Here is a 14,075-nt window from a genome sequence, read left to right as displayed (position 1 = left end):
CAAGCTTATGTGGGATTCGCGTCTCATTGGCTTGCGGGAGCGTGTGGGGATCGTGATAGTACGCTGAAATGCTGATCTACTTATTTAGAGTAGGTGTGATGCCAAAGAGGATTATTCGCTGTGATGGTCAAACGTCCTGTTTCTACCAGCCTGGCGCGCGCGTTTTTCTATATCGCGCTGCTTTCATTCCTGACGACGGGCATTGCGCTGCTGACGTTAGCCAGCGGTTTACGCGATGCGGAAGCGATCAACGTGGCCGGTTCCATGCGTATGCAAAGCTACCGTATGGGATATGACCTACAGGGAGATCGTGCAGCGTTAGAACCGCATCGCCGCCTCTATGCGCAAACGCTGGATTCGCCAGTTTTTCACTTACTAGATCGCTGGTATGTGCCGCGCGATGTGCGCGATCGTTATGCCGCGCTGTTGCAGAGCTGGAAAACGATGGATGAGCGCCTGAGCGCGGGGGATCGGGGGTGGTATCAGGACAATATTGTCGGCTATGTTACGCAGATCGATCTCTTTGTGCTGGCGTTGCAGCACTATTCCGAACGCAAGATGATGATAGTCGTTGTGACATCAATAATTGGCTCGATCACTATCTATATACTGATCTTCTTTACGCTGCGTCGCATCCGTCGTCAGGTGGTCGTGCCGTTGAATAAGCTGATGGCGGCCTGTGCATCCATCGAGAAGGGGCGTTTTACCCATTCGCGGCTGGACGTTAATCTGCCTAACGAACTGGGTTTACTGGCGCAAACCTTCAGTAGTATGACTGACGAGCTGCAAAAACTTTATCGCTCTCTGGAAGATAAGGTACGGCAGAAAACGCTGCGCTTGCAGGAAGTGAATCGCATGCTGAAGGTGCTGTACAACTGCTCTCAGGCGATGAACGTCAGCACGATAGACCGGCATTGCTTTCAGCAGATACTGCAAATTGTTCGCCGCTATGAAACGGTCGGCTGTCTGGAAATGCGGGTCGGGGAAAACTGGCGGTTATGTGAAGGCCAGCCGGACGAGCAGGCTGCATGGCAGACCTTGCCCATTCGCTTGCAAGAGGTCGAGTTTGGACAGCTACGCTGGCAGGCATCAACGCAACAGCCGTCGGCGCAGCTGATGGAAAGCGTCGCTACTATGCTGGGTCGCGGGCTCTATTTTAATCAGGCGCAGAAGCACTATCAGCAGCTGTTACTGATGGAAGAGCGTGCCACTATCGCGCGTGAACTGCATGACTCACTGGCTCAGGTGCTTTCTTATCTGAATATCCAGATGGCGTTATTAAAGCGTTCGGTAGCGGAAGAAAATGCGCAGGCCCGGCAGATCATCACCGATTTCGAGCAGGCGCTCAGCGATGCGTATCGCCAACTGCGTGAACTGCTGGGCACGTTCCGGCTGACGCTACAGCAGGCCGATTTGCCAGCGGCGATGCAGGAAATGATTGAGCCACTGCGTGCGCAGACCCCGGCGACCATCGCGATTGATTGCCGGATCCCTACGCAGGCGCTTGATGCCTCACAGCAGGTTCACTTGCTGCAAATCATCCGTGAAGCGGTGCTGAACGCCATTAAACACGCGCAGGCGACGATGATTACTGTCAACTGCCGTACGCAGCCTGATGGTCGTCACTGTGTTGATATTCGTGATGACGGCTGCGGTATTATCAGTCAGGAGGAGCCTGCGGGACATTACGGCTTAAATATTATGCAGGAGCGCGCCGAACGGTTAGGAGGAAAGCTCTCTATTGGCCTCCACCCTGAAGGGGGAACGCAGGTTAGCGTCTGTTTCTCGACGCCAACGACTGCGCGTGAACGCGACAACGCGAACAATCTCTATCCGGAATAAGTCGAGTGGGAAACAGGCCGCTTGAAGTATGACGGCGATAAATCATAGACCATAATCATAAATAAAATAATAAGATCCATATTACATTGGGGCTGGGCATGTCAGAAAAACCATCTTATCGTGTTTTGATCGTCGACGATCATCCGCTTATGCGCCGGGGAATCCGTCAGCTACTGGCAACCGATGCCATTTTTGATGTGATCGGGGAAGCTAGCAACGGCATGGAGGCGCTGAGTCTCGCGAATCGGGATTCTCCCGATATTATCTTGCTCGATCTCAACATGAAAGGATTGAGCGGGTTGGATACGCTCCACGCGCTGCGGCGCGATGGGATCTGCGCCCGTGTGATTGTGCTGACGGTCTCCGATGCGCCCAGCGATATCTATGCGCTGATGGATGCGGGTGCCGATGGCTATCTGCTTAAAGACAGCGCTCCAGAACACTTGTTGGAGGCCATTCGTAACGGTGATGCCTTCAGTGAGCAGGTGCGGGACGTGCTGCGTCACCGTATCGCCATACAGGACACGCCGTCGCCCTTTACCGTATTGACGGAGCGCGAACTGGATGTGCTACAGGAAGTGGCCTCTGGGCTATCCAACAAGCAAATTGCGAGTGTACTGTACATCTCAGAAGAGACGGTAAAAGTGCATATCCGCAACATGCTGCGCAAACTCAACGTACGCTCCCGCGTCGCCGCCACGGTGCTGTATCTGGAAACGCGCGGCCAGTAGGGCCGTTGAAACAGACAGTGTGAATAGGGCTTCCGAATCATTGCCAGAAGCCCAGACGGTTATTCACGGAGGCGGAAAAAGGCTCAATACTGCGGGAATCGTGACGAGTGCGAGCAGTAGCGAGACGATAATCGATAACGCGATCACATCCTGCTGATAGTGATACTTCTTAGCAAAGACATACACACCAGCGCCAATTGGCTGCGCGGCCATGACCACGGCAGTTGCCAGCCAGATCCCTTGAGAGTGACCCATCCCGAATACATAGACGGCTATCGCGAACGTGATGGCAGGCTGTATCACGAGTTTTAGCACAACCATCGGTAGTACCGTTTTGCTAACCGTGACGTTCAGGTGCTCTTTTACCTTTAGTCTGGCAAGGCCCAGCCCGAGAGCAAATAGCGCGGTGGGGCCCGCAGCATTGCCCAGAAAGTGCGCAAAGGATTCGATGACGACGGGGATCTGAATGTCGAGCAGGACGAAAGCCAGACCGGCAAGCACCGAGATCGTTAATGGATTCTTCACGGTCGTCAGCGCCGAGTTTCCCACACTGTGAATCAGTCGCGTATTTGCGTCTGCCGCTCGTGTAGAAAACACATCCCAACTGACGATCACGGCCATGATGGCGGGGATATTGTGCAGAATGGTTGCCATCGCTGCGGGGAGTGCCGCCTGTTCGCCATAGACTGAAATCAACATCGGCACGCCCATGTATCCCGTGGTGCCATAACACGCGCCCATGCTAAGAAGGGAGGAGTGGGGCAATCCGATCCTCATGCGCTTCGCCAGCAATGTGGCAAGCATGTAGGACGTTACGATTCCGATCAGCGTTGACAGCATAAAGCCCCACTGTTTCAGATCGCTGGTGTCGGCACGCGCCACGGCAATGAACAATAAGGCTGGCAGCACGATATACAGGACGTAGTCGTTGATTAACTTATCTGCTTGGCCGCTGTCGGGTTTTGATCTTCCATAAACGTAGCCAACGAGAATCACCAGAAATAAGGGGACGACAATCAAGAACATAGATGGGCCTCTTTTTTATATTTTTGAAGATATCGACCCGTGGATTTTGCGGGGTGTTTCATAAATCGCTAAATGAATTATGATGTCTTCATAATTGATTTAATCAATAACGATAATCTCAAGAGGTCAGGATAACGGTGCGAGCACAGGTCGAGCGGATAGAAGGGCGTGGTATCACGCTGGAGCAGCTGCGTATCTTTGTCTCCATCGCGGAGTGCGGCGGCTTCGGACGCGCGGGTGAAGAGCTGGGACGGACGCAATCAACGCTGAGTGCTGGCCTGAAGCGCTTAGAAGAGGATGTCGGTTGTCGCCTCATCGAACGGCGTCAGGGACACATTCTCGGGTTGACCGAAGAAGGGCGACAGTTGCTGCCTGCCGCGCGTGACATTCTGCTACGTACGCATCGGGCCATCGGCGCATTGCAGAAATCCCCGATGACAGGCCGCGTAGCGCTCGGCGTCCCAGATGATTTCGAGGTTAAGAATCTGCACGAAATCATTTCGCTATGTCTTGAGGGGAATCCTGGCCTAAAGGTGGAAATCACGGCGGCGTCATCGAGCGTGCTGTCTTCGATGGTTGCCCAGCAACGCCTGGATGTCGTGATCCTCAAAGGGCTGGCGGGACAGCCGCTGATTTCTGAAACAGAAAGAATTTTGCGGGTTGAATCTCTTCACTGGGTCAGTTCCGGTGCGGTGAATTTCAGTGAGATGGATGAAGTCCCTCTCGTCACGTTCCCTGATGGCTGTGTGATTCGGAAGTGCGCGGTTTCTGCGCTGGAGCATGTCGGACGCCCATACTACTTTTCTTATGTGAGCGGGTCTTTCGATAATATCCGCAGCGCGGCGGCAAAGGGGCTGGGGATTGGTTTACTGCCGAAGAGCGCGCTGTTCGACGCGCTGTATGTTCTGGGGCCGGAAGATGGCGCTCCCAGCGTTCCTGCGATTCAGCTCGTGCTCAGCGTGACGCGACCCGGTAAACTCTACCAACAGTTTACCCGCTATATCGATCGGGCATTGGCACAATAGGCTGAGGCTGGGTTTAGTTCGCGGCGGTATTGCTGTATTTAATATGATGATATTTTAATTAATAGATGCGTTAGCGGTTGGCTGTATTGTCTTATTAAGTTGTTTTGCTCGTTTCTTATCTCTGACCCATAATACAGAACCATTTGTCTTTTTCATTTCAAACAAATCTATTGCCATGAATATATCACTTAGTTTTTTGAATCCGTAATTTCTCTGATCAAAAGACGCATGATTAGAAATATGAGTACCAATAGGTCCAAGCATCGCCCAACCGTCTTCATCTTCCACAGCTTCGATAGCCTGTCGTAGCAAATTAATGAGCTTGGTGTCGCTTTTAATATTCCGGCTTTGTTTTTGAATTGGTTGTTCAATCCCAATTTCATCATCTAAATATAAAAAACGAGAGCAACTATTAACAAAAGCGACTGGGGCTTTACGTTCACCAAAACCAATAACGAATTTACCGTCTGCTAGAGCTCTCGTCACCAACGGTGTAAAATCACAATCAGATGAAACAAGACAAATGACATCAACATTTTTTGTATATAAAACATCCATAACATCAATGACTAATGCCATATCAGTGGCATTTTTCCCTTTTGTTAGATCAAATTGCTGAATTGGTTGAATAGCAAACTCATGCAGCACATCTTCCCATGCTTTAAGGTTTTGATTTTTCCAATTCCCATAAGCTTTTCTGATATTGACCACGCCATAGCGAGCAAGCTCAGAGAGAACTTTATCAATCTTTTTTGCTGGAGCATTATCAGCATCAATAAATACTGCAATTTTTTCTTTATCTTTCACTCGTTCCTCCTTGTAACTTAGTGTGTGTTCAAGGGCAATTTGTCTGCTGTGGTTTTGTGGGGGGCTTGTGTGCAACAGAACCATAAAACTGTGACTTACAAACGACCCAACGCACAAAAAGCGTGAGTGGTAGTAATTTGTTATAACCAGATAGGTATGCCATTTAATCCATTAACTTTATATGGAAGACAGCTGAATGAGCATTAAAACGGACTAGATTTAATTTAACTTAATTTAGACGAAACTAACAAGATACGAGTAGGGAGAATTTCAACTCACATTCATTAACCTACGGGCGTAGGGTAATATTTACAGAACATGAATTGGTACGACCGAGTGGACTAACATCCAGTATCTGACTCTTTGATTTAACAAAATTTATTTTATCACTAGTATAACTAGTGGACTTCATTATGGACTTATTTTAAAGCCATAGCAAGGTTGCAGTAAGCGCTTCTATCAGAACGGTTCCGGTCAGATAGCATGTTCATATTCATAGCTTTCCGCTAATACAGAAGGCCGTGATTGCTGAAGCGAAAGGGAATCACTCAGTTAGTTGAGAATATGTACATCAGGAAGTTGATGGTAGAGCAACTCAGAGGTTGCTCTATGCAGAACGATGTTCTCAAGTATCATAGTAGTAGAAACAATTGTTTTGGCTGGGGCTATGATATAGGGCCAGATACTTCCAGTGCATATTACTTGATGGTGTGCAGATTTATGCTTTTTATCCGCTTCCCTAGCGAAGCGGATAATTTTTGGTTCGTCAGCAAATTTTTATCAATAGCATCATGAATTAACGATTTCTGGTTTTTCTTTCCAGTTTATTGCCATCGTCATCGAAATACCGGCTGGGCCAGATCTCAGCAGGTTCCACACCGAGTGCATTTGCTATCAGTTGTTCACCTTTTGGCCAGGATCGCGTTAGTGCGTTAGCGAGGGTAGAAGAACTGAGTCCTGCTTGTCGGGATAGAGCAGCCAGTGTGGTGTGTTTTTTACGAAGGCCTGCAATGATATCGGCGTTGTGCCAGTCCTGCTTATTCATCGTCATAGAATTAACCCTGAGTCTTACTGCTGGTGGCGATTCAGACAGGGTTTGCAGTACCGGCCATGTTTCCAAGTTCCGGCGAGGACGAATCCTCCCCTGCCTGAACCGCCATAACAGACGTACTCAAGCACACCAGCGCGTGAACGCTGATGGGAAACATGGTTTGGGGCTGCAAATCCCCGCCAATGGATTTTGCCAAAGGCATAACTAAGATAAGTGAAATTTGCAGCATTCTCAAACTTTCAGCATAACTGCGCATTCTGCGCAACTTCTTGCTCACTTTCTGGCATAAATCACTTTTTGCGCAATGGATGCCGTTTTTTCGCGAAGTCTGCGCAATTTCTTGCTCAAATTTTGCTTAGGGAAAATTTGAGTTAAGCAAATTAACAGTAAAAACAATCAGATAAAAGTTGGCATACGGATTGCTATACGGGGCGTGAAGTTACTCATCACGTTCAACAACAAGGAGCAAGACTATGCCAACTCCATGCTATATCAGCATCGAAGGAAAAACGCAGGGCAACATCACCGCAGGTGCCTTCACCTCTGATTCTGTCGGCAACATCTATGTGGAAGGCCACGAAGACGAAATGCTGGTACAGGAATTCAAGCACGTGGTCACCGTGCCGACCGACCCACAGTCTGGTCAGCCGTCTGGTCAGCGTGTCCACAAACCGTTCAAGTTCACTGTGGCGCTGAACAAAGCCGTCCCGTTGATGTACAACGCTCTGGCTTCCGGCGAAATGCTGCCGACCGTCACGCTGAAGTGGTACCGCACGTCGGTTGAAGGTAAGCAAGAGCACTTCTTCTCTACCGTACTGACCGATGCCACCATCGTTGACGTTAACTGCCAGATGCCACACTGCCAGGATCCAGCGAAGCTGGACTACACCCAGCTGATCGAAGTGTCGCTGGCCTACCGCAAAATCGATTGGGAACACACCGTTGCAGGAACTTCTGGTTCCGATGACTGGCGTGCGCCGGTCGAAGCGTAATTCCTCTTTAACCCGGGCTTGCCCGGGTTTTCTGCATTTGTCTCAACGTGATGCCAACATGAACTGTGGCGTGAGCCACGCCATGCCTGAGTGTGGATGACAGCATCAGGAGGACGGATGGCAAACAGTACAGGATTACAGTTCACGGTAAAGGTCGGTGCATTGCCCGCCTCAACCTTTGCCGTGGTGGATTTTCAGCTCAGCGAGGCACTTAACCAGCCGTTTGCCCTGTCGCTGAATCTGGCGAGTGCCTTGCCGGATGTCGATTTTGGTACGGTACTCGACCAGCCCTGTGAGCTGCTGGTGTGGTATGAAGGCGAACTCCAGAGGCGCGTGAGCGGCATTATCAGTGCCTTCGCGCAGGGTGACACTGGCTTTCGCCGAACCCGCTATCAGGCAGAGGTTCGCCCGGCACTGTGGCGATTGGGGCTGCGTACCAATGCCCGCCTCTTTCAGGCACAAAAGCCGGAAGTCATTATCGGTACGTTGCTGGAAGAGTCTGGCATTACCGATTATGCCTTTGCACTGCGTCACGACCACGCCCCGCGCGAATACTGCGTGCAGTATCGGGAAAGCGATTTAGCCTTTATTACCCGACTGGCCGCAGAGGAAGGGCTGTACTTCTTCCATGAGTTTGAGGAAGGCAAACATCGCGTCGTCTTTGCCGATGATGCCGGAGCGCTCAGCAAAGGCCCGGAGCTGTTCTTCAACCTCGCCACGCAGGGGCTGAGCGAAGGCGAATATGTCCGCCGTTTCCGCTACGCCGAAGCGGTCAGCACCGCCGAAGTCGCCCTCAAGGATTACAGCTTCAAAACCCCCGCCTACGGCCTGCTGCACAGCAAGATGAGCGGCGAGCTGGCGCACCAGCGCGAAAGCTATCAGCACTATGACTACCCCGGGCGTTTTAAACAAGACCCGAGCGGCAAGGCCTTTACCGGCTACCGGCTGGATGCGTTACGCGCGAATGCCATGACCGGCTCCGGTGAATCCAATGCCGCGATGTTGATGCCTGGCAGCAGCTTTACCTTAACCGAACACCCCAATCTGGCACTCAACATCGGCTGGCAGTTGGTTGCCATCACCCACAGCGGGCAGCAGCCGCAGGCGCTGGAAGAAGAAAGCGGCGGCGAACCGACCACCTACAGCAACAGCTTCGAGGTCGTAAAAGCCAGCACCACCTGGCGCGCCGACCTGCCGTACAAGCCGATGGTAGACGGCCCGCAGATCGCGACCGTTGTCGGCCCGGCGGGTGAAGAGATTTATTGCGACCAGTACGGCCGGGTGAAACTGCAATTCCCGTGGGACAGATACGGCTCCTGCGATGACCAGAGCTCCTGCTGGGTACGGGTCAGCCAGGGCTGGGCCGGTGGCCAGTACGGCCTGATAGCCATCCCGCGTATCGGCCATGAGGTGATTGTCAGCTTCCTCGAAGGCGACCCGGACCAGCCTATCGTGACGGGCAGAACCTTTCATGCCACCAATCCCTCACCGTATCCACTGCCGGCCAACAAGACACGCACCTCACTACGCACGTCAACGCACAAGGGCGAGGGCTTTAACGAACTGCGCTTTGAAGACCAGGCCGGTCAGGAAGAAGTGTTTATCCATGCCCAGAAAGACATGAACACCGTGGTGTTGAATAACCGCAGTACCTCGGTGAATGCCAACCATAGCGAGAACGTGGGCAGACCCACGGAGCAAAACCAGGGGTGATCAGATTACTGAAATTCAGGGGAGCAAACGGTATCAGGGTGACGAACGATATCTTTATCCACGCCGAAGATGGCAGCATTCAGATTGGTACGGGTGCGGGCTATATCTCAATCAAACACAGCGGTGATATTGAGATCGTCGGGAATAACCTGACGCTGAACGGCACCCGTATCGATTTGAATTAAGGACACGTGAACATGTATCAGATGAACGAAGGCACGCTCGCCATTCCTGCGCAGTGGCGCGATGAATCCCTGCACGTTTTTGTCTTGCCGGATGAAACCACTAACCTGGTGGTTAACCGCACCCCGACCGAACCCGGTCAGACGCCGGACGGGGTGTATCAGAAAACGCTGGAGCAGTTTTCTACCCATCTCAATGGTTATAAAGAAGTGCAAGCCTGGGAGCTGACACTGTCGGGTGCGCCAGCCCCGGCGCTGGAATACACCTGGCAGTCACCTGAAGGCCAGATGCATCAGGTGGTGGTGATGCAGGTGCGTGGTAACCTGCTGCTGACGTTCACCATTACCGCCGCTGACGTGCTGAGTGATGATCGTAAAAAAGCATTATTGGCGGTGATCGAAACATTCAACGCTGCTGCACCTGCCACATCGGAGGGGATGGAGAGCGGCGATGCGTGATGAAATCCTGGCCCGTATTGCGCGTGTCGGCGCTATGCACGCGGGCAATCGGCCCACACTGCCACCCGACTTACCGACACCCGGTAGCGGCTCGCCGCCGACCTCGCCGGGCAAGCCTATCAAACACAGTAGCTTTCTGGGAGCACTGCTCGGTGCCGTGGCTGGGGCGTTGGTAGCAGCAGCGGTCGCGGCAGTGGCCGTTGCCCTGGTAGGCGTTACCGGTGGGCTGGCGATTGCCGTGGTCGGTGGGCTGGCGGTGCTGGGGGCGGGAAGCCTGATATCGGCGGTCAGTGGTCGGGTATCCGCCATGGTGGACAGTGCCTCACCGCCTGCGGGGAAAGTGGACAGTGGTTCACCGAATGTGTCGGTGGAAGGGAGTCCGGTTTCCCGTGCTGAAGTCGATGTCGTGGCATGCACCAAACACAACGGTCCGCAACTGATTGCGCAAGGCAGTGAAACTGTCTTCGTGAACGGTCATCCGGCTGCACGGATTGGTGATAAAACCGTGTGTGGTGCCACCATCAAGGACGGGGCATCGACGGTGTTCTTTGGCTCCGGCCAGGCTACCGTACTGGAGATACAGGACGAATTCAGTGGCTGGCAAAAAGCGCTGCTGATTGCGGTAGAATTTCTGGTACCGCCGACCCGTGGCCTGTTTCGCGGGTTGGGGAAGTTATTCTTTCGCGGCCCCAAAGCGGTGATGAAAGGACTGGGCGCTGGTGCACTTTGGGCAGGTAAGCGTCTCAGGCAAAAGACACGCTGTGCCACTCGTGCATTTAAGGCGAACAAGGGCCGGGCGCGGGTGACACAAGCGGCTAAAGCTTTCAAGAAAGACCCGGTGTATATCGCCAGCGGTGAAGTGATTGAAAATCGTATCGACCTGGCGTTGGGACAGACCATCCCGCTGGTGTTTGAACGCACTTACCGTACCGCCTCTTCACATGCCGGATTAGTAGGCCGTGGCTGGCAGGATAGCTGGAGCGAGGTCGCTACCGTCAGTCAGGATGAGGGTGACACTCATGTCACTATTACGCTGGCACAGGGCTATGACATTGATTTCACCTTCGGGCTGGGTGCCACCGTGGTGTACTGCGCCGAATACCCCGAATTCAAACTGCTGCGGCGGCATAACGGCTTTCACCTGTGGCACCGCGACAGCCAGACCTGGCGGGCCTTTACCGTCAAACAGGGTGACCAGTTGCTGTTGTCGGCTATTACCGACAACCACCATAACCGAATCGACTTTCTCCGCGACCCCAAAGGCTATCTGCGCAAGATACGGCACAGCGACGGCATCGAGCTGCTGCTGGTGTGGCAGGGGGAATTTCTGCGCCAGGTGCAGCGCATTGACGGTGGCCAGAAAACCGTGCTGGCCGAATACCGGCAGGATGAACAAGGCCGACTGGTCGAGGCCGATGCCGCCCATGCCTATCATCTGTTTTACGACTACGACAAAGAAAACCGACTGACGCGCTGGCACGACAACGACAAAACCTGGGCGCGTTATGAGTATGACCATCAGGGCAGATGCGTCTACACCACCTGTGCCGACGGCTACCTGACGGCGAAGTTTGAGTACCTGGCCGACCGTGTGGTGATGACTGACGGATTAGGCCAACGTAGTGAATATGGCTTCAATGACCTGTACCTGATGGCGTGGGAAAAATCCCCGCTCGGCCATCTTACCCGCTATGAGTATGACAATGTGGGCAATCTGCTGCGGGAAATCTCCCCGGCGGGCCGGGTGGTGGAATTTGCCTATCTGGATGATACCGGACTGGTCAGCACCTTCACCGACGGCAGCGGCCACCAATGGCAGTACGCCTACGACGACGCACAGCGGTTATGCGGTATTACTGACCCGCTCGGACGCAACTGGGCATGGGCGTTCGATGAGGCAGGCAACCCGAAGAGCCTGACCGGGCCGGAAAACAGCGAAGTACGCTTTGCCTGGAACCGCTACGGTCTGCTGACTGAGGTCAGCGACCAGAACGGTCAGGTACAGGCCAGCCTGTTTTACGACCACCGTCAGCGCCTGCTGAGCGCCACGGATGCGGAGTCCCGTACCCAGCAACTACGTTATGACCAGCAGGACAGACTGACCACCTGGCAGCGGCCGGATGGCGCAACCTATCGGCTGGGTTATCGTCGTGCGAGCTGGAAACTGCCGGAGCAGTTGATACGCCCCGACGAGAAAGAAGAAAAACGCCAGTACGACAAGCATAACAACCTGCTGAGCTATGTGGACGGCAACGGCGCGGTATGGCGCCAGAGCTACGGTCCCTTTGACCTACTCACCTCGCGAACGGATGCACAAGATCGCACCTGGCGTTACGAGTACGACAAAGAGAGCCAGCAGTTGGTCGCCGTTGTCGCCCCGGACGGCAACCGCTGGCAATGGTGGCTGGATGCCGATGCGCGGGTCATCCGCGAACGGGATATGGCGGGCACCGACACCCACTACACCTATGACGAAGACGGCAACTGCATCGCCATCCATAATGGAGAAGGCGAAACCCGCCACTTCCTGTATGACGGACGCGGGTTGCTCATCAAAGAAACCGCGCCGGACGATACTCTACATTACCGCTATGACGCCGCAGGCAGGCTGACCGAGGTCATCTCCGCTACCAGTCATGTCCAACTGGAGTATGACCTCCGTGACCGGGTGGTGCAGGAATGGTTGAACGGCACCCTGCTCACCCGACAGTTTGACGATACCGCACGCACCGTGACACGAACCCTGGCCGGGGAAGATGAGCGCGATGGCGCACTGACCAGCACGTTCCGCTATAGTGCGGCAGGTGAACTGCAACAGGTGCAGCTACCGGACGGCGCAGAGCTCACCCTTGTCCATGATGCCGCTGGGCGAGAATCCTCCCGTTCAGGCGGGGCGTTCGTCCAGCACCGTGAATATGACGTGATGGGCTGGCTAACGCGCGAGATGAGCGGTCAGCAGCAGGATGGTCGTCTGCATGCTTCGCAGACAAGGGAGTATCTGTACGACGGCGCAGGCAACCTGGCTGGCGTTCGCCATAACCGTGAAACCCGGGGCTATCGTCTGGACGCCACCGGACGCGTGCTGTCCGTCCTGAGCGGTGGCTCAGGGCGTGCGGTCGAAACCGACGAAGCCTACCGCTATACCCGCAACGGCCTGCCGCAGGATACCGCACGACTCACCGAATGGCAGGCGGGCAGGCTGACTCAGCAGGACAACACTCACTACCAGTACGACAAGGCCGGAAGGCTGATACGCAAACAGGTGGTACAGCCGGGTTATCGGCCGCAGGTATGGCACTACCGCTGGGACAGCCGTAATCAGTTACGGGGAGTCGATACACCGAACGGCGAACGCTGGCTCTACAACTACGACGCGTTCGGGCGGCGTATTGGCAAACGCTGTGACCAGAAAGCTGAAGGTATTCACTACCTGTGGGACGGCGACCAGATTGCCGAAGTACGGCACTATCGCGACAACCAGCTTATCAGCCGCCGTCACTGGGTGCATAACGGCTGGGAGTTGTTGGTGCAGCAGCGCCAAACTGTGGAGGGGAACTGGGAAACGGATTTTGTCACCAGCGGCCATAATGGTGAACCGCAGGCTGGCAGACTCCGTACACCAACTTATGGGGCCAGCGTTATACAGATAATACTGAAAGTCTTGATCCGGGACTGGCCTTTGCGGGGCAGTACCGTGACGCTGAAAGTAGCTTATGCTATAACAGGTTCCGCTATTATGATCCAAGTGGTGGTGGTTATATCTCGCCAGACCCGATAGGGATAGCGGGGGGAGAGAATAACTACGGTTACGTCCAGAATCCGACCTGTTGGGTTGATCCGTTTGGGTTGGCATCTTGCCGTCTTACTTATATGGGAAGAACTCCAGGTAAAAAGACTAAAACAGGGCGAGCTGTTATTGAGCGAATGCGTGGAGAAGGTCGCATTCGTGGTTCTGGTGATAGGATGCAATTTAAAAGTTCAACTGATAGTAAGTGGTATCGTATTCAGGATGCTGATATGGCTCATTTAACTGATGCTGTTAAATATTGGAATCAAAAGGGTGGGTACTATGGGGCGAAGTCTAAAGAAGTCAGAGCCTTTATGCGGGACCCCAAAAACTATGAGTTAGAGTATTTTGGACATAACCGTTCTCAGGGTGCAAGCCTGCCTGATAGATATAGAAATCCAAGTGATTTTATTGGGCCTGCGGAAATCTCGCAATACTTTCTATGATTAAATAGGTGCGT

Annotated in this window: 11 protein-coding genes and 1 pseudogene; 8 read left to right on the top strand and 4 right to left on the bottom strand. The window is 53.4% G+C overall.

Translation table 11 applies throughout. The annotated features are described in order from the left end of the window. The first annotated feature begins 123 nt into the window (after positions 1-123). Both narQ and narP read left to right on the top strand, forming a co-directional pair. A complete protein-coding gene (gene narQ, locus HP572_RS10845) occupies positions 124-1,842 on the top strand; it encodes a nitrate/nitrite two-component system sensor histidine kinase NarQ (protein ID WP_240585741.1) in 1,719 nt (572 codons plus the stop codon). Between the two features lie 98 nt (positions 1,843-1,940). After that, complete coding sequence (narP, locus tag HP572_RS10840; RefSeq protein WP_039481103.1) at positions 1,941-2,573, top strand: nitrate/nitrite response regulator protein NarP; 633 nt, start codon at positions 1,941-1,943, stop codon at positions 2,571-2,573. 63 nt (positions 2,574-2,636) lie between these two features. Here the strand turns inward: narP and HP572_RS10835 are convergent, their stop codons facing one another. Further along, positions 2,637-3,599, bottom strand: a complete 963-nt coding sequence (locus HP572_RS10835; RefSeq protein ID WP_240585619.1) for an AEC family transporter — start codon at positions 3,597-3,599, stop codon at positions 2,637-2,639. Between the two features lie 137 nt (positions 3,600-3,736). On the opposite strand from HP572_RS10835, the gene HP572_RS10830 reads away from it, so the two are divergent. Beyond that, entirely contained in the window at positions 3,737-4,624 is an 888-nt protein-coding gene (locus tag HP572_RS10830) for a LysR family transcriptional regulator (RefSeq protein ID WP_240585618.1), read from the top strand. A gap of 54 nt (positions 4,625-4,678) precedes the next feature. Here HP572_RS10830 and HP572_RS10825 read toward each other — a convergent pair whose 3' ends face one another. From HP572_RS10825 to HP572_RS10815, 3 genes are all read right to left on the bottom strand, one after another. Beyond that, positions 4,679-5,431, bottom strand: coding sequence for an NYN domain-containing protein (locus HP572_RS10825; protein WP_240585617.1), 753 nt, complete (start codon positions 5,429-5,431; stop codon positions 4,679-4,681). Positions 5,432-6,227: 796 nt separating this feature from the next. Further along, a complete protein-coding gene (locus HP572_RS10820; RefSeq protein ID WP_039478551.1) occupies positions 6,228-6,476 on the bottom strand; it encodes a helix-turn-helix transcriptional regulator in 249 nt (82 codons plus the stop codon). Between the two features lie 40 nt (positions 6,477-6,516). Next, positions 6,517-6,738, bottom strand: coding sequence for a hypothetical protein (locus tag HP572_RS10815; protein WP_240585616.1), 222 nt, complete (start codon positions 6,736-6,738; stop codon positions 6,517-6,519). A 217-nt stretch (positions 6,739-6,955) separates the two neighbouring features. Between HP572_RS10815 and HP572_RS10810 the strand changes: the two genes are divergently transcribed. From HP572_RS10810 to HP572_RS10790, 5 genes and pseudogenes are all read left to right on the top strand, one after another. Beyond that, entirely contained in the window at positions 6,956-7,474 is a 519-nt protein-coding gene (locus tag HP572_RS10810; protein WP_014700322.1) for an Hcp family type VI secretion system effector, read from the top strand. Positions 7,475-7,591: 117 nt separating this feature from the next. Then, positions 7,592-9,187, top strand: coding sequence for a type VI secretion system tip protein VgrG (locus HP572_RS10805; protein ID WP_305852627.1), 1,596 nt, complete (start codon positions 7,592-7,594; stop codon positions 9,185-9,187). Positions 9,188-9,225: 38 nt separating this feature from the next. Beyond that, positions 9,226-9,372, top strand: coding sequence for a hypothetical protein (locus HP572_RS10800; protein ID WP_240585615.1), 147 nt, complete (start codon positions 9,226-9,228; stop codon positions 9,370-9,372). 12 nt (positions 9,373-9,384) lie between these two features. Next, the gene (locus HP572_RS10795) at positions 9,385-9,828 is read left to right on the top strand and encodes a DUF1795 domain-containing protein (RefSeq protein WP_240585614.1); all 444 of its coding nucleotides are present in this window, start codon (positions 9,385-9,387) and stop codon (positions 9,826-9,828) included. Then, a pseudogene (locus HP572_RS10790) lies at positions 9,821-14,061 on the top strand (RHS repeat-associated core domain-containing protein). Before HP572_RS10795 ends, HP572_RS10790 begins: the two are co-directional and overlap by 8 nt. Positions 14,062-14,075 lie beyond the last annotated feature (14 nt).

The sequence above is a fragment of the Pectobacterium sp. PL64 genome (genome assembly GCF_022477975.1).
GTDB classification, from domain to species: Bacteria; Pseudomonadota; Gammaproteobacteria; order Enterobacterales; family Enterobacteriaceae; genus Pectobacterium; species Pectobacterium jejuense.
This window is presented reverse-complemented; position numbering and strand designations above follow the sequence as displayed.

Bases quoted from the DNA above. Each gene is read 5' to 3' on its own strand.
- HP572_RS10810 (WP_014700322.1), top strand. From the start codon at position 6,956: ATGCCAACTCCATGCTATATCAGCATCGAAGGAAAAACGCAGGGCAAC.
- HP572_RS10805 (WP_305852627.1), top strand. From the start codon at position 7,592: ATGGCAAACAGTACAGGATTACAGTTCACGGTAAAGGTCGGTGCATTG.
- HP572_RS10820 (WP_039478551.1), bottom strand. From the start codon at position 6,476: ATGAATAAGCAGGACTGGCACAACGCCGATATCATTGCAGGCCTTCGT.
- narP (WP_039481103.1), top strand. From the start codon at position 1,941: ATGTCAGAAAAACCATCTTATCGTGTTTTGATCGTCGACGATCATCCG.
- HP572_RS10835 (WP_240585619.1), bottom strand. From the start codon at position 3,599: ATGTTCTTGATTGTCGTCCCCTTATTTCTGGTGATTCTCGTTGGCTAC.
- HP572_RS10795 (WP_240585614.1), top strand. From the start codon at position 9,385: ATGTATCAGATGAACGAAGGCACGCTCGCCATTCCTGCGCAGTGGCGC.
- HP572_RS10815 (WP_240585616.1), bottom strand. From the start codon at position 6,738: ATGCGCAGTTATGCTGAAAGTTTGAGAATGCTGCAAATTTCACTTATC.
- narQ (WP_240585741.1), top strand. From the start codon at position 124: ATGGTCAAACGTCCTGTTTCTACCAGCCTGGCGCGCGCGTTTTTCTAT.